Below are 15634 nucleotides of genomic sequence, written 5' to 3'. Positions count from 1 at the left end.
ATACTTTAGTAAAATTTAATAGTTTATTTGGATGACGCCTGCGGCTTGAACAGTACCCGAAACGATTCGATTCGATTTACGGTTACGGACATTAATTTTGTCACCCAGAATACCGTTAGCCAATGCTACACCATCAGTTTTTACGGTTAGATTTCCCACTGAACTAGTAATTGTAACGCTTTCGCTTTTACACACAAGACAAATATCCCGTGTTGAGATCATTTGTTCATTGGACAGTTGTCGTTTTAAGCGTGCTTTATTGACAAAACTTAAATCTGAAATATAGCCTGAGCGTAAAAAAACACGGTTCATATATTCTATTTTAGTATTGTTTTTCGTTAATAGGCTACCTTTTGATAAAGGTCGGCTGCTCACCACGACAGGAACTAGACGAATAATCTTCACTGGCACGTGCAGTTGCCAGTTTTTAGCATTACTGCATCGTATTCTTACGGTTGCTGCACGTTGTAAGCTTTTATTACCAACTAACTCGGCGGACATATTACCTTCACACTGAGTTACTGCTATTCTGCGGTCAATTTTTGTTACTTCAATGCTTACCCTTTCATTCTGAGAGCTAAGTAGTTGCGCTTTGATAAAAGATTCCGCAAACTCTTCAATCGCCTGATGTTTATCTGTGGCTGCGAGCGCTAGTGGCAAATAGCTCAGTAAACTTAAGCAATAGAAAAGCGAGAATGATAAAATATATTTAAGCATTTAGGTTTCTAAGCCGATATAAAATGAAACGTTACGTATAAAGTGAATTAAGAGCCAAGTTTTTGACTACTTTATGTCGTAAGCGACAATATAAATGAATAATACAGTGGTAAAGCAATATTCAAGCCACGTTGATAATAAGTTACATTTACCTGAGGATGGATAATGGCAGGATTACTCGATACGGTCAATCAGCGCACACAGCTGGTAGGACAAAACCGTCTGGAATTACTTATGTTTCGCTTAAACGGGCGTCAGCGTTTTGGTATCAATGTATTTAAAGTGAAAGAAGTATTGCAATGTCCGCCATTAACTATTCTACCTAAGCTTAATAGTGTCGTCCGTGGTGTTGCACATATACGTGGAAATACAATTTCTGTGATCGATTTGAGTTTAGCGACGGGTGGTCGTCCAATTCAAGATTTGAGCAAAGCGTTTATTATTATTTCTGAATATAATCGTTCAGTGCAGGGCTTTTTAGTATCAAGTGTTGAACGTATTATTAATATTAACTGGGAATCAATTTTACCACCGCCAAAAGGAACGGGGCGATTCAGTTATTTAACAGCTGTTACTGAAGTGGATAATGAATTGGTTGAAGTACTTGATGTTGAAAAAATTCTGCATGAAGTAGCGCCAGTAAAAATGGAAATTAGTGAGGAAGTGCTAGAAACGGCTAGCGAGATTGATAAATCTGCGATTGAGAAAGTGATTCTTGTGGTTGATGACTCAAGCGTTGCGCGTAATCAAATTAAGAAAGCGGTGTCTGATCTTGGTTTTAAAATCGTGTTGGCAAAAGATGGCCGTGATGGTTTAAATAAATTACGTGAAATGGCGCAAAATGGTCCTATTGCGGATCAAGTTGCTCTCATGATTTCTGATATCGAAATGCCAGAGATGGATGGTTACACGTTAACAGCTGAAGTACGTAATGATAAATCACTAGATGGTTTGTATATTATTCTACATACATCACTGAGTGGCGTGTTCAATCAGGCGATGGTGATTAAAGTTGGTGCTAATGATTTCATTGCTAAATTTAATCCAGATGAACTTGCTGGTGCGGTATTAAAGGCATTAAAAGTAGCAGATCCGAGTTAGAAAATTACTGTGTTAAATAAGTGTATCTTTATAATAGAAAGTTGAGTAAAAAATAGTGCAAACATTGTCAAATGAAGTCTATACCCGTTTTAGTGAATTTCTTGAAATTCAGTGCGGTATTGTATTAGGACAAAATAAACAATATTTAGTTAAAAGCCGTTTATTGCCGCTATTGGCAAAACATAAGATGGCTAATTTAACTGAGCTAGTACAAAAATCAATGACCATGTTAGCGCGTGATTTACGTAATGATGTTATTGACGCGATGACCACGAATGAAACATTGTGGTTCCGTGATATTTACCCGTTTGAATATTTGCAAACAAAGCTCTTACCTGAATTTATGAATAAAGGGTTGCCAGTTAAAATATGGTCTGCGGCATCGTCATCTGGTCAAGAACCGTTTTCAATTGCGATGTCTGCGATTGAAACACAAGAAAAACTTAAACGTTTAGTTAAACCTAATGTACAAATTGTCGGTACGGACATATCACCAACAATGATTAAACATTGTAAAGAAGGTGTTTATGATCGCTTAGCGCTTGGACGAGGTCTATCCGCTGAACGTAAGCGTCAGTTTTTCACGACATTACCTGATGATAAAATGAAGGTGAATCGTGAAGTTCAGCAATTGACATCATTTCGTGAAATCAATTTGCTAGAAAGTTATGCCTTACTCGGTAAGTTCGATATTATTTTTTGTCGTAATGTACTAATTTACTTTTCGCCAAAAATTAAAAGTCAGATTCTTAATCAATTTGCAGCGTCATTAAAACCGGGTGGTTACTTATTTTTAGGTGCGTCAGAATCGTTGACAGGCCTAACTGATAAGTTTGAAATGATCCGTTGTAATCCGGGTATTGTATATAAACTAAAATAATCTACTTAGCGGTGAGTTATCGTCATTATTCAAGTGTTTGTTTATTGGCGGTAACTTATCGATCTATACCGTCAAAAAAACTACTCCTCTTTATTATTCTTATCATTACACTCTTTATATCTAAACTCAGTCATTTAGTGCCATTAATTTAAATTAACGCCAAAGTCGTAACGCGTTGTTTTAAATTGTTTTTATTCGAAATTTAAAATGGCGAGATAATATCTGAGTATTGTTTTTAATTTTGGCACACATGTTGCTTTTATCATTTGTATCATCGTAATCATCATGCGATTGGTTACGATATAAATGTTTAGGAGGCGTTCATGGCTATTAATTTTGATAATGCATTAGGTATACACCAATACTCTGTCGGCGTAAGAGAACGCCGTGCAGAAGTGTTAGCGAGTAATATTGCTAATGCGGATACACCTGGCTTTAAAGCAAAAGATTTAAGCTTTAAAGATGCGCTGGCAAGTGCGACGCAAGGTACTAATTTCAATTTATCAAAAACCAGTGAACGTCATATCTCAGGCGGCAGAGGCATTGCGTCTGACCTGCAATTTAGAGTCCCTAATCAACCTGATACCGGTGATGGTAATACCGTTGACGTACAAGAGGAACGTGCCAGTTTTATGCAAAACAGCATGGAATATCAGGCATCACTATCATTTCTAAGCAGTAAAATTCAAACTATGCGCAAGGCAATTAAAGGACAATAATTATGAGCTTATTTCGAGTCTTTGACGTTGCCGGTTCGGCAATGAGTGCACAATCAGTTCGTTTAAATACAACTGCAAGTAATCTTGCTAATGCAAATAGTGTGAGTAGTAGTGCTGGTGAAACCTATAAAGCACGCTATCCCGTTTTCCAAGCACAATTAGATCAAGCCAATGCAGCTCAAAATGAAGCAGTTGGCGTGAATGTTGCAGGGATTGTAGAGAGTGATGCTCCATTGGTTAATGAATTTAATCCGAATCATCCATTAGCTGACGAAGATGGTTATGTATATCGTCCGAATGTAAACGTAATGGAAGAGATGGCAAATATGATTAGCGCATCTCGTTCATACCAGACTAACGTGCAAATAGCTGATTCAGCAAAGAAAATGTTGAGTAAGACATTGGCGTTAGGTCAGGGTTCATAGAGGGTATTTGGTTGTGACGACAATTAACAACAATAATAATATAGCTGATTTTAGTAGTCAGTTTAAGACTGAAAAAAAGGATGCGGCAGAGCAGGCGGCAGAAACTACCCGCAAAGAGCTTGGCCAAGAAGACTTTTTTTCGTTACTAACACAAGAACTTGCTTATCAAGACCCGTTTAAGCCTGTAGAAAACTCAGACATGGTCGCGCAGATGGCATCTTTTACCACTGCTGATGGTATTGCTAATATGGATAGCAAGTTTGAGCAGTTAAACACGATCATGAGTTCGAATCAGGCTTTACAAGCATCTGGTCTTGTTGGCACTAAGGTATTAGCGCCTGCATCATCGGCATTCCTATCTGCAGGTGAAAATGTGTCTGGTCGAATAGACCTGCCTCAGGATGCACCTAATATGCGTTTACAAATCGCTAACCAAGTTGGTGAAGTTGTTAAACTGATTGATATGGGTGAGCAAAAAGGCGGTGCGGTTGCCTTTGATTGGGATGGCACTGATATGAACGGCAATAAAGTAGCGGAAGGAAGTTACCGCTTGAAAGCATCTGCATCGATAGACGGCAATGCACAAGATCTTAAGATATCAAGTTTCCAGCATGTTGAAAGCGTTAACATCGGTAATACGGGTGGCGGTATTATGCTGAACTTAAAAGGTATGGGTAGCCTACCACTAAGTCAAGCAACAGAAGTTGCGGCTAAAACTTACTAAATTATATTGAATAAAAAGGAAGTCATATGTCATTTAACATCGCCTTGAGTGGGATCAACGCTGCTCAGAAAGACCTTAATACAACGGCAAATAATATTGCCAACGTTAATACAACAGGTTTTAAAGAGTCTCGCGCTGAGTTTGGTGATGTTTATGCAACATCGATTTTCTCAAATGCTAAAACGTCAGTAGGTAACGGTGTTGCCACTGCGCATGTAGCACAACAATTTCAACAAGGTAGTTTAAACTTTACTGAGAACTCGCTCGATCTCGCGATTAATGGTAACGGTTTTTTTGTTATGTCTGATGGCATGGAGTCGATGGATCGTAACTATACACGTGCAGGTGCATTTAAACTTGATGCGAATAGTTTTGTAACTAACTCGGCTGGTAATTACCTGCAAATTTATGACGTGAATGATGATGGTTCTCCAAAAGCAGTGAGCATGGCCTCAACCAAACCATTGCAAATACCAGATACAGCAGGTGTACCAGAAAAGACTGCAAATGTTGATATGACAATGAATCTACCAGCAACATCACCTGGACTAGATCCACTAGTATTTGACCCTACTGATAGCGCCACTTATACATCTGCGACGTCGGTATCTATTTACGATTCATTAGGTGAGTCGCATACCTTATCGACTTATTATGTCAAGGATGGTCGAGCTGGTGCGCCGTTAAATTCATGGTTAGAATTTAACTATGTTGATGATCAGCCTCTCGATATAGTGGGGGGGGAAGCTACAGGACAAGCGCCTGGTACCCCAGCAAAACCATTAGCCACACGTTTGACATTTGATTCGTCGGGTTTATTAGATTCCCAGATGCCAGCAATCGCACAAACGGTTCCACTGGGTGCTATTTTAACTAATGGTGCGGATACGACTCAAACGGTAACGTTAAACTTTAATAATCCGACACAGTTTGCATCGGCATTTGAAGTGACAAAATTAGAACAAGATGGTGCAACAGTAGGGCGATTAACTGGTATTGATATTGGCCCTGATGGCATGGTTGTAGCAAGTTACAGCAACGGTAGTAATGATAAATTAGGTATGATTGCCATGGCTAAATTTGCCAATGAGCAAGGATTAAGTCAAACCGGTGATACGGGTTGGCGTCAATCGCAATTATCAGGTGATGCTATCGCCGGTAAACCGAACTCGGGTACATTTGGTAAAATTAACTCATCAGCGTTAGAGCAGTCAAATGTAAACTTGACCAGTGAGCTTGTTAACTTAATTACGGCGCAACGTAACTACCAAGCAAACTCAAGAACTCTAGAAGTGAACTCTAAACTACAAGATACAGTATTACAGATTCGTTAATCTGATTGGCTAAGATGCCATATAATTAGCGGGTTTAATCAAGAACCCTATCTGTTATGCACTATATTAGTTGTAAAAAAGCCACCCTATTTAGGGTGGCTTTTTTATTTTGGCACTTTAATTGCTTTATCACTTAATTAGATGGGAAATTAACGATTTTAACGAAAAGTGACAGAGGATTGACGAATGGACAATATGCTTTATATCTCGATGTCGGGTGCCAAAGAAAATATGAATGCATTGGCTGTTCGTGCCAATAATATTGCTAATGTGAATACACATGGTTTTAAATCTGATTTTGAACAAGCACGTTCAATGCAAGCTTTTGGTGAAGGTCTACCTACTCGTGTATTTTCTATCACAGAAAGCCCTGGCCAAGATTTTACGAGCGGCGCACTACAGCAAACAGGCAATGCGTTGGATGTTGCAATTCAAGGTGATGGTTGGTTGAGTGTACTCGACGATCAAAATAATGAAAGTTATACCCGTAGTGGCAGCTTACACATGAGTCCTACCGGTGAACTGTTAACATCTTCAGGGCGTCCTGTACTGGGTGAAAATGGTCCAATCGTTATTCCTACACCCGTAGAACAAATTAAAATCCATGCAGATGGTCGCATTGAGGTTCGTCCTCAAGGTGCACCAGCAAATGCACTGGAAGAAGTCGATCAGTTAAAATTGGTTAATCCTGATGTACGAAATTTAGTGAAAGGTTATGACGGTATGTTCCGTCAAGCGGACGGTACGCCTGCGGCTATCGATCTTAATGTCCAAGTTGCTGGTGGCGCGTTAGAAACCAGTAATGTTAGTGCTGTTGGTGAACTCACCGGAATGATTAATTTGCAACGTCAATTCGAAATGCAGATAAAAATGATGAAAACAGCAGAAGAAAATGACAAAGCATCTGATTCATTATTACAAATCAGCTAATAGTCATTGATGAGTCCCCAATAGCATAAATTAGACGAGGAAAGCATTATGAATCCGGCATTATGGATCAGTAAAACAGGCTTAGAAGCACAACAGACAAATATCTCAACGATTTCAAATAACTTGGCCAATGCCAGTACGGTTGGTTTTAAGAAAGAACGCGCAATCTTTGAAGATCTATTGTACCAAGCGGTAAACCAACCGGGTGGCCAATCATCACAGAATACGAAACTACCATCAGGTTTAATGGTCGGTTCTGGTGCGCGTGTTGTTGCGACACAAAAAGATCATTCACAGGGTAATATGTTAACGACTGATAACTCACTGGACTTAATGGTAAGTGGTCGTGGTTTTTTTGAAATTGAAATGCCAGATGGCACCACGTCATATACACGTAATGGTCAGTTCACGTTAAACGACGAAGGTATTATCGTGACGCCTGGTAGCGGTTACCCGTTACAACCCCAAATCCAAATACCTGCTGATGCACAAACAGTCACTGTATCTGAAGATGGTGAGATCTCGGTTAGTCTACCGGGTCAAACAAACAATCAAACTGTTGGTCAGATTAATATTTCAGACTTTGTTAATCCGGGTGGTTTACAGCCTATTGGTCAAAACATGTTTATTCAAACTGGCGCTAGTGGTGATCCGGTTCAGGGTTTACCAAGTAATGAAGGTTTAGGTAAATTAGTACAAGGTGCGATTGAAACATCCAATGTAAACGTGACTGAAGAATTAGTTAATTTGATCGAAAGTCAGCGTGTATATGAAATGAATTCAAAAGTAATATCAGCCGTTGATGAAATGCTAAGTTACACCAATCAACAGTTATAGTTAATCGTTAAACGCTCATTATTTATATCGAGAATCATCATGCGTAATTTTATCTTTGCTCTTTTTGTTTTTATGCAACTAGCAGGCTGTACGTCGTTAGTTAAAGTAAAAGAAAATGTGGTTACAAAAAACGAAGACGCGACTAAAACAGAAGATGCGGAAGAGCCTGCTGATGTCAATGAAACGCCTCAACAAGATTCACCTGATTATGCGCCGATTGTACCTGATGATAACCCACTGCAAGCAAAAGTAACGGGTTCTCTGTTTAACCCGCAATATAACAATAATATTTTTTCAGACATTAAAGCACGTCGGGTTGGTGACATTATTACCGTGACATTAACAGAGTCAACCAGTGCCAAAAAACAAGCAAGTTCTAACCTCGGTAAAGATAACTCATTTGAATTAGACCCTGTTAATCTTGGTGGTGAAGATGTTGTTATCGCTGGCTATACAATCGAAGGCAGCCTCAATCAAACCAGTTCTTTTTCAGGTAATGGCTCGGCAGACCAGAGTAATAGTTTAGAAGGTAATATCTCGGTGACTGTGGTGCGTGTATTACCGAATAATAACTTGGTGATCCGTGGTGAAAAGTGGCTAATGCTGAATAACGGTAATGAATTTATTCGTCTTACTGGCTTATTACGCCCACAAGATGTTGATGCCGATAATAAAGTCGATTCATCATTAATTGCTGATGCGCGTATTCAATATGGTGCGGTTGATGACTTAGGTGAAGCACAAGTGCAAGGTTGGGCAACGAAGTTCCTTAACGGCAGTAAATGGCCTTTCTAAATATATGTAGGGTGTAAATGATAATGATGGTTTGCATCTTGGTATGACAATTGCAATTTTAGCTATATAACGCATATTTATTGCAGTAGTCATTATTTTGGCAGTGCTTGAATACAAAATCAGAATAATGACAATTCTTATACCACAGGTTATTTAGATGAAATTAACAGCTCAGATTAAATTAAAGCAGAATTTATTACTCGGTATGAGCATTGCCTTGTTAAGTATTTTTGTGGCCACCATTAGTTCTGCACATGCCGCACGTATAAAAGATATCAGTTCTGTGCAAGGCGTCCGAGATAACCAATTAATCGGTTACGGTCTTGTGGTCGGTTTACCGGGCACGGGTGAAAAAAGTAATGCATTCTCTGCGCAAAGTTTTAAAACAATGCTGAATAATTTTGGTATCACGATGCCAGAAGGTGCCAAAGTTAAAATTAAGAATGTGGCGCCTGTTGCTGTGAGTGCTGTTTTACCCGCATTTACTAAACCGGGTCAAAAGATTGATGTGACTGTTGCTGCTATCGGTGAAGCAAAGAGTTTACGTGGTGGTTTATTGTTACAAACATTCCTGAAAGGTGCTGACGGCCAAGTTTATGCGCTAGCACAAGGCAGTCTTGTTGTAGGCGGTCTTGGTGTTGAAGGTAAAGATGGCTCTAAAGTTATCATTAACACACCTACGGTGGGTCGTATTAGTAGCGGTGCTATCGTCGAGAGAGAAGTTGCTAACCCATTTGGTGATGGTGATTATCTGACATTTAACCTACATCGCGGTGATTTTTCTAACGCGAAGCGTCTTGCCGATTCAATTAATAATCTTGTTGGTCCAAATACCGCTTACCCAATGGATGCAACATCCGTACGTGTACTTGCTCCACGAGATATTTCTCAGCGTGTAGCCTATTTGGCAACACTAGAAAATCTAGAATTAAAAATGGCAGATGAGTCCGCAAAAATCATTGTGAACTCTCGTACTGGTACCATTGTGATTGGTCAAAATGTCAGACTCAAACCTGCAGCTATTACGCATGGTGGATTAACGGTCACCATTAACGAAACACAAGAAGTGTCACAGCCAAATCCATTTGCGAATGGCGAAACTGTGGTCACGAATAAATCGACGATTAATGTTACTCAGGAGGATGCACGTATGTTTAAACTTGACGCTGGCGCCACGCTTGATGATTTGATCCGCGCTGTTAATCAGGTTGGTATTGCGCCGGGTGATCTAATGTCAATTTTAGAAGCACTGAAAGATGCAGGTGCATTAGATGGGCAACTTATTATTATTTAATTATGTAGACTAGTCATATAAATAACACCTTGATAAGCGCTATAACCAATTGTTTGGTATAGCGCTTTTTTGTATCTAATTATCCTTATTATCTAGATTGGTCTAATAATTGCTATGTTAAACATAGGGATTGAACTCAAGTGCTTTAAGTACGTTAACTTATTGATTTTTAATATTGTTATCAATGACAAATTAATGACTAACGCATTGAAAGATAAAGCTACCGCACAATGATTAAAACAAAATGACTATTTTAAATAGTGGAATGGACTGGGTATGGATAATTCATTTAAAACGAATGTAAACAGTAACGTCTTAGATACGCAAAATCTGGATTCTTTGCGTAAACGTGCGCAAAACAATGATGAAACCGCATTGAAAGACGTGGCTAAACAATTTGAATCTTTGTTTACCAATATGCTGATGAAAAGTATGCGTGAAGCCAATGCCGCCTTTGAAACAGATAGCCCAATGAATAATAACTACACCCAGTTTTATCGTGATATGCAAGATAAACAGATGGCTGCTGATATGAGTCAGTCAGGTAGTCTGGGCTTGGCGGATGTCATTGTTAAACAGTTGTCGAATAATAGCGGCAATTACATGCCTGCGTCGTCGTTGGACGGTGATACGAATCCATTACAGAACATAAAGGCTGAAAATGCCTCTGCTGCGACAAATAAAGAGATCACTGAAGATAAAGACAATACTACCGTTCCAGCTATCGATGAAGATGGAAATCCCATCACTGATGATAAACAAGCTGCTGCATTACCTAAAGCAGAAACCGCTCGTAAGATGCAATTTGATAGCCCTGCAGACTTTGTTGCTTCATTAGCGCCTTTTGCTGATTCAGTGGCGAAACGTTTAAATGTGTCACCAGATGTATTACTTGCTCAAGCCGCGTTAGAAACAGGCTGGGGTAAAAAAGTATCGACGGATAACAAAGGTGATAGTTCGCATAATTTATTTAATATTAAAGCGGATAAACGCTGGGAAGGACCTACTGCTAGTGTCGGTACATTAGAGTTTACCGACGGTGTCGCGAAGCGTGAAAAACATCAATTTAGAAGCTACCAAGATTTTCAGTCTAGCTTTAATGATTTTGCAGATTTTTTACAATCTGGCGATCGTTACAGCGATGCGTTGCGTAATTCTGCAGATTCGGCACAGTTCTTGAATGGTTTACAGAACGCAGGTTATGCAACGGATCCTAACTATGCAGCAAAAATTCAAAGTGTCATGAAACATGATGCCTTTAAGTAAAGCGATATTAGGTCGTGTTAGCAAAGCATGAACAAGTAAAAATAAGTGTAAATAATCTTATTTTGGAGTGATGAACTGATGGTTGGAGCTGTAATCTGATGGCTAATTTATTACAAATAGGTACTTCTGGTGTTCTTGGACATCAGCAAATGCTTAATACTACAGGTAATAACATCTCGAATGTTAATACTGATGGGTATAGCCGTCAACGCACCCAGCATAATTCGCAAACAGATAGCATGGGGCTTGCTCGTTCTATTACAGGTCGAGAAGTTAATAAATTTGCACAAGCTGAATTATTAATTGATACCAGTGCTTTTAGTAACAAAGATAAGTTTCTTGCCGAAATAACACGTACCGACCAAGTGCTCTCTGATCAATCAAATAATATGGCGTCAGGTGTATCACAATTATTTGAATCTTTTCATACAGCAAATGATGATCCAACCTCTATTTCAAATCGTCAACTGGCGATTTCAGATGCTCAAACACTCGCAGCCAGTTTTCGTAATGTCGGTGAACAATTAAATTCTCAGGCAAAAACATCAAACAGTGAAATAGCAGAAAAACCTGCATTACTAAACTCGTTAATTAAAGAGGTTCAAGGCTTTAATAAGCAGGTAATGATTGCTGAAAATACATCACGAGGAGCGTCAGGCGCATTACTCGATCAGCGCGATGTGGCGATAGAAGCATTAGCAAAAGAAGTTGATATATCAACAATTGCTAATGACAACAAAACGATTTCAATTAATTTGTTGAATGGTCAGCCGCTGGTGATGGAAAATAGTGTGAGCCAATTTCAAGCGGTTGGTGGTGAACCCGATCCAAGAAATATGGAACTGGTTTTAAGCATAGATAAAAATACCATGCCATTACAAAATGTGGAGCTCGGCGGGCGCATTGGTGCACTACTGGAATTTCGTGATGACACTGTTTATACATCATTACGTGAAATTGGGCAGCTGAGTCTTGGTATTGCTGATGCAGTTAATACGCAGAACAAAATGGGTTTAGATCTTAACGGTGAGATGGGCAAAGATATTTATACTATTCCACCAACGCAAGCAAAAGACTATCCGGGCAATTCTAATCCTGCGCATGTTATTACTTCTCAATTGATTTCAGGGAAAGGTAGTTCGCTAACCACTAGTGAATACCAAGTATCGATGACCAGCCCACTGACTTTTGATATATATGAAATTAAAAATGGCGAGCGTAGCACTAGTCCATTAGCGATTAACGGTGCTTATCCTGGACCAGTTGAAGTCGTTGATCATGGCTTTGAAATTGACTTTACCGCCGCCGCAGGTGGTTTTCAAAGTGGTGATAAGTTCTTAATGGCACCGACACTATTTAACTTAAATGATTATGATGTCACACGATCAGAGCCTGAAGATATTGCCTTAGCGTCGATTTTACAAACTAAGACCGGAGCAGCGAATACGACAATGAGTCGACTCACTGTTACCGAAATATCAGACCCTGCATTGTCATTTTCTAATAACGATTTGAATATAACTGCGCCACAGCAAGTTGCTGTTAATAACGCGGGCGACTTCGATATTTATGATGGCAATGGTACGTATCTGGCAACCACCTCGGGTGCGTTAAATGGGCAGGACTTATTTGCCAATGCGATACCGCCTTTAAATCCGGGTGTCGGTTATGAAATTAAAATGGATGGTAAACCTATTCCAGGTGAGACATTCACATTGGCTTATAACCTCAATTCCATTGCTGATAATAGTAATGGTTTAAAATTGGCAGGTTTAGAGAACGACGATAAGTTACGTAAAAATCATAAAAATAATGGTGAAAACCAAATGACGTTTGCAGAGGGTATTTCCACCTTAATCTCAACGGTTGGTAATAAGACTCGTGCAGCACGTGTTGACGCTTCAGCGAATGAAGCTAAATTAACGCAAAGTCAAAATTGGATTGAAAGTGTATCAGGGGTCAACCTTGATGAAGAAGCGGCAAATATGGTCCGTTATGAGCAAGCTTACAATGCATCCGCCCAAATCGTCAGTATTTCCCAAGAGATATTTGACACCATCCTGAATGCAGCGAGGTAATAACGATGAGACTAACCAATAATCAAATTTTCTCTCGCTCGATGCAGGATATGTCGCAAACGCAAAAGCGCTTAAATACAGCGCACTCGCAAGTGACATCGCAAGAAAAATTTAGAACGTCAGGTGATGCACCAGCTGAAATTGCGAAATCGAATTATTTGAATGATGAAATCAAAAAGAATAGTCAATATCAAACCAATGGCTTGATGCTTCAGGGCACATTGGGTTTAGAGGAAACAACGCTTAATAATTTACATACTGCGATGGAACGTGGTCGAGTACTTTCTGTTCGCGCGCTCAATGGTGCGGTTGATACACAAGATAGATACGCTATTTCGTTAGAAATAGGGCAAGTACAAAAAGAAGTATTCAGCCTGACAAATAGTAAAAATGCGAATGGAGATTTTATCTTTTCTGGCACGTCTGCGCATTTACAAACATATGTAAAGGACGACCAAACAGGTAAATATACTTATCGTGGTAATGAACAAGATAATGACATTCAAATAGCGACCAATGTTTACGTCAGTAGTGGTGATAACGGTAAGCGTGTTTTTGAATCTGCGCCAGCTCGGTTAACTGCGAATACGAGTAACCTTACCGGTAACCTGACAGCGGCACAGACTGAAGTCGTGAATCAAGGGCAATACGATAATTACCATGCCAATAATTATGATCATAATAATCCGGCTAATAATACGTTCAAATTAAATATCACTGCACCGTTAATTCCGGGTAATAGCGATACATTTGAAATTCTTGATAGTACGAACACTGTTTTACAAAGTGGTAATTTTACCTCTGAAAAAGGCATTCGTTTTAATGGTGTCAATATTACAGCTACTGGTGGAGCCCCCGGTAGTGTCGACATTTCCTTAGCACCGCCTAAAAATGTCAATATTTTGGACACACTTGAATCCTTAAAAGAAGCATTAGTTGATACGTCATTATCTAAAGAGGATTTCCGTGAACGTATGGCCGATGCGCAGGTTGGTATTGAAAATGCGAAATACTCGGTGATGTCGACCATGTCAACTATTGGTGGACGTAATAATACAATCACACGTGTTACAGAATCGAATGAATCATTCAAAGTGATTAACCAAGAAGCGATGGCAATTCTTACCGAGGCAGATCTTGCCGCGGCAATGACAGACCTAACAAAAGAACAGAATGTACTTGAGATGAGTTATCAATCATTTAATAAAATCAACAACTTGAGCTTATTTAATTCGATTGCTTAATTTGGCACATAATTTGCAATTTTAAACATATCTATAAAATAGACAGATTTTACGCTTAACTAAATTTTAACTTTGGCACTGCCAATATTTAATAGCGTTATATACAGAGGGAAAACTAATGGCTATATATGTAAACACTAACGTTGCGTCTTTGAACTCACAACGTAATCTAACGAATTCAACAAATGATCTGCAAACATCATTTGAACGTTTATCATCAGGTAAACGCGTTAACTCAGCAGCAGATGACGCGGCTGGTTTACAAATTGGTTCTCGTTTAGAAGCACAAGTGAATGGTTTAAACCAAGGCGCTCGAAATGCTAATGATGGTATCTCAATGGCGCAAACAGCGGAAGGTGCGCTAGACGAAACAACCAACATGCTACAACGTATGCGTGTGCTTTCAATTCAATCTGCGAATGGTTCAAACAGTGACGCTGACCGTACCGCATTAGATAAAGAATTTGGTCAATTAAAAGACGAGATTAACCGTGTTGCAAAAGACACGACATTTGGTGGCGAGACGCTACTTGATTCATCGTTTAATAATGATTTTCAGGTTGGTGCTGATGCGAACCAAGTGATTAATGTTACGATTGCGACTAGTATGGGGACTGGTGGCTTATCAATTGCTGCTGCGACGATTGCTACGGCAAGTGCGTCACAAACTGCGATCGCCGATTTAGACAGTGCGATTGCACAGGTAACGGATGTTAGAGCGGATCTAGGTGCAAAACAAAATCGCTTCTCATCAACAATTCGTAACGTAACAAATATTGCTGAAAATGTGTCTGCATCTAAATCACGTATTATGGATGCTGACTTTGCTGCTGAATCTGCACAATTAGCGCAAAACCAAGTATCACAACAAGCAGCAAGTACGATGCTAAGTCAAGCGAACCAGCAATCACAAGTTGCTATGTCGCTATTAGGCTAAGAGGGCGGGCTCCCTCTGGCCCCTTTGGGGCCGCCTAATACATTGCTTTTACCTATATCCTTATCGCGAACGTCCTATGTAAGCGTATAGGTAAAAGTATTCTTATCGATCCCTTACCTTTATCTCTATTCTTGCTCATCCCTTATTTAATCGTCTTACGTTAGTCTTTCTGATTTATTGAATTCTATTTTCACTCCACTTTAGCTTCGTTTATGTTGTCTTAGCTATCTGGGCTGACAATTATTTGTTGTCGCATATTATAGGGTGGCAAAATGACGGCAAAATTTTGGCTGCAGGATTAAATATACTTATTAATGATGGCGTTAGTTATATCGCACTATTTTTAAATAAGT

Annotated in this window: 15 protein-coding genes; 14 read left to right on the top strand and 1 reads right to left on the bottom strand. The window is 39.4% G+C overall.

Annotated features, from left to right (window positions below):
- Positions 1-15 precede the first annotated feature (15 nt).
- On the bottom strand, positions 16-717 hold the full coding sequence (gene flgA / locus HWV00_RS16060) for a flagellar basal body P-ring formation chaperone FlgA (RefSeq protein WP_211682906.1): 702 nt from the start codon (positions 715-717) through the stop codon (positions 16-18).
- A 165-nt stretch (positions 718-882) separates the two neighbouring features.
- Here flgA and HWV00_RS16055 point away from each other — a divergent pair, with 165 nt between their 5' ends.
- The 14 genes from HWV00_RS16055 (at position 883) to HWV00_RS15990 (ending at position 15281) form a co-directional block, all read left to right on the top strand.
- Complete coding sequence (locus HWV00_RS16055) at positions 883-1818, top strand: chemotaxis protein CheV (RefSeq protein WP_211682904.1); 936 nt, start codon at positions 883-885, stop codon at positions 1816-1818.
- A gap of 55 nt (positions 1819-1873) precedes the next feature.
- Positions 1874-2698, top strand: a complete 825-nt coding sequence (locus tag HWV00_RS16050; RefSeq protein ID WP_211682902.1) for a protein-glutamate O-methyltransferase CheR — start codon at positions 1874-1876, stop codon at positions 2696-2698.
- A gap of 323 nt (positions 2699-3021) precedes the next feature.
- Positions 3022-3417, top strand: coding sequence for a flagellar basal body rod protein FlgB (gene flgB, locus HWV00_RS16045; RefSeq protein ID WP_211682900.1), 396 nt, complete (start codon positions 3022-3024; stop codon positions 3415-3417).
- A 2-nt stretch (positions 3418-3419) separates the two neighbouring features.
- Positions 3420-3842, top strand: a complete 423-nt coding sequence (gene flgC / locus HWV00_RS16040; protein WP_211682898.1) for a flagellar basal body rod protein FlgC — start codon at positions 3420-3422, stop codon at positions 3840-3842.
- 13 nt (positions 3843-3855) lie between these two features.
- Complete coding sequence (locus HWV00_RS16035) at positions 3856-4566, top strand: flagellar hook assembly protein FlgD (protein WP_211682896.1); 711 nt, start codon at positions 3856-3858, stop codon at positions 4564-4566.
- Positions 4567-4592: 26 nt separating this feature from the next.
- A complete protein-coding gene (gene flgE / locus HWV00_RS16030) occupies positions 4593-5900 on the top strand; it encodes a flagellar hook protein FlgE (RefSeq protein ID WP_211682895.1) in 1308 nt (435 codons plus the stop codon).
- A 186-nt stretch (positions 5901-6086) separates the two neighbouring features.
- Entirely contained in the window at positions 6087-6830 is a 744-nt protein-coding gene (gene flgF / locus HWV00_RS16025; RefSeq protein ID WP_211682893.1) for a flagellar basal-body rod protein FlgF, read from the top strand.
- Between the two features lie 48 nt (positions 6831-6878).
- On the top strand, positions 6879-7667 hold the full coding sequence (flgG, locus tag HWV00_RS16020) for a flagellar basal-body rod protein FlgG (protein ID WP_211682891.1): 789 nt from the start codon (positions 6879-6881) through the stop codon (positions 7665-7667).
- Between the two features lie 39 nt (positions 7668-7706).
- On the top strand, positions 7707-8462 hold the full coding sequence (locus HWV00_RS16015; RefSeq protein ID WP_211682889.1) for a flagellar basal body L-ring protein FlgH: 756 nt from the start codon (positions 7707-7709) through the stop codon (positions 8460-8462).
- 157 nt (positions 8463-8619) lie between these two features.
- Positions 8620-9756, top strand: a complete 1137-nt coding sequence (locus HWV00_RS16010; RefSeq protein WP_211682887.1) for a flagellar basal body P-ring protein FlgI — start codon at positions 8620-8622, stop codon at positions 9754-9756.
- Between the two features lie 276 nt (positions 9757-10032).
- Positions 10033-11022: a flagellar assembly peptidoglycan hydrolase FlgJ gene (gene flgJ / locus HWV00_RS16005; protein ID WP_211682885.1), complete on the top strand. Its 990-nt coding sequence runs from the start codon at positions 10033-10035 to the stop codon at positions 11020-11022.
- A gap of 98 nt (positions 11023-11120) precedes the next feature.
- Complete coding sequence (locus HWV00_RS16000) at positions 11121-13100, top strand: flagellar basal body rod C-terminal domain-containing protein (protein WP_211682883.1); 1980 nt, start codon at positions 11121-11123, stop codon at positions 13098-13100.
- A 5-nt stretch (positions 13101-13105) separates the two neighbouring features.
- On the top strand, positions 13106-14344 hold the full coding sequence (gene flgL / locus HWV00_RS15995; RefSeq protein ID WP_211682881.1) for a flagellar hook-associated protein FlgL: 1239 nt from the start codon (positions 13106-13108) through the stop codon (positions 14342-14344).
- Positions 14345-14462: 118 nt separating this feature from the next.
- Positions 14463-15281 carry a flagellin gene (locus HWV00_RS15990; RefSeq protein WP_211682879.1) on the top strand — a complete coding sequence of 273 codons (819 nt, stop codon included), beginning with the start codon at positions 14463-14465 and terminating at the stop codon, positions 15279-15281.
- The last annotated feature ends 353 nt before the right edge of the window (positions 15282-15634 follow it).

This window comes from Moritella sp. 24 (genome assembly GCF_018219155.1).
Taxonomy (GTDB): Bacteria; Pseudomonadota; Gammaproteobacteria; order Enterobacterales; family Moritellaceae; genus Moritella.
This window is presented reverse-complemented; position numbering and strand designations above follow the sequence as displayed.

Excerpts from the sequence above, each read along its gene's own strand:
- flgA (WP_211682906.1), bottom strand. The coding sequence starts at position 717 with ATGCTTAAATATATTTTATCATTCTCGCTTTTCTATTGCTTAAGTTTA.
- HWV00_RS16055 (WP_211682904.1), top strand. The coding sequence starts at position 883 with ATGGCAGGATTACTCGATACGGTCAATCAGCGCACACAGCTGGTAGGA.
- flgB (WP_211682900.1), top strand. The coding sequence starts at position 3,022 with ATGGCTATTAATTTTGATAATGCATTAGGTATACACCAATACTCTGTC.
- flgC (WP_211682898.1), top strand. The coding sequence starts at position 3,420 with ATGAGCTTATTTCGAGTCTTTGACGTTGCCGGTTCGGCAATGAGTGCA.
- flgE (WP_211682895.1), top strand. The coding sequence starts at position 4,593 with ATGTCATTTAACATCGCCTTGAGTGGGATCAACGCTGCTCAGAAAGAC.
- flgF (WP_211682893.1), top strand. The coding sequence starts at position 6,087 with ATGGACAATATGCTTTATATCTCGATGTCGGGTGCCAAAGAAAATATG.
- flgG (WP_211682891.1), top strand. The coding sequence starts at position 6,879 with ATGAATCCGGCATTATGGATCAGTAAAACAGGCTTAGAAGCACAACAG.
- HWV00_RS16015 (WP_211682889.1), top strand. The coding sequence starts at position 7,707 with ATGCGTAATTTTATCTTTGCTCTTTTTGTTTTTATGCAACTAGCAGGC.
- HWV00_RS16010 (WP_211682887.1), top strand. The coding sequence starts at position 8,620 with ATGAAATTAACAGCTCAGATTAAATTAAAGCAGAATTTATTACTCGGT.
- flgJ (WP_211682885.1), top strand. The coding sequence starts at position 10,033 with ATGGATAATTCATTTAAAACGAATGTAAACAGTAACGTCTTAGATACG.
- HWV00_RS16000 (WP_211682883.1), top strand. The coding sequence starts at position 11,121 with ATGGCTAATTTATTACAAATAGGTACTTCTGGTGTTCTTGGACATCAG.
- flgL (WP_211682881.1), top strand. The coding sequence starts at position 13,106 with ATGAGACTAACCAATAATCAAATTTTCTCTCGCTCGATGCAGGATATG.
- HWV00_RS15990 (WP_211682879.1), top strand. The coding sequence starts at position 14,463 with ATGGCTATATATGTAAACACTAACGTTGCGTCTTTGAACTCACAACGT.